This is a genomic window from Chryseobacterium sp. SIMBA_028, from assembly GCF_046535285.1.
Taxonomy (GTDB): Bacteria; Bacteroidota; Bacteroidia; order Flavobacteriales; family Weeksellaceae; genus Chryseobacterium.
The window spans coordinates 1-400 of sequence record NZ_JAWRWZ010000067.1; the positions used below are offsets into that span (position 1 = coordinate 1).

Genomic DNA, 400 nt, shown 5'->3' on the forward strand with positions numbered 1-400 from the left:
GAGTCAGACGGGTTATATAATTCCCCGGCTAACATCTTCTCTTTTTCTTTTATCATTACTATTTTCTCCTCTTATGTGTTATTACAGGCAGTTATGCAGGGGTGCCGCGTGAATCGCTCCTTTTACAGAAGCGGCGGTGATGTTCACTTATCTGTTCGCACAGCGTCTCCTTTGATATGACATCAATTCAAAGGCATCCCCCGCACCGGCTGTGTCGGAAACAGCGGCTTTCAAGCCTTTATCTTCATATGACTCGCCATTTTTTAAATAAACCGCCGCACCTTCGCCTCCTTTTGTCAGTACAACGACGTTGATACGGCCGGTAAAAAGCGAAGCAACTGCTTCTCGCTCGTCATCGATACTGGTGATATACCGCCGCACCTCATCAGAGGCTTTCATG

The 400-nt window shown here is 47.0% G+C and carries 1 protein-coding gene; it reads right to left on the bottom strand.

The features are described 5' to 3' along the window. Positions 1-147 precede the first annotated feature (147 nt). On the bottom strand, positions 148-400 hold a 253-nt coding region (locus tag SCA31_RS22565), incomplete at its 5' end, for a PfkB family carbohydrate kinase (protein ID WP_410699288.1).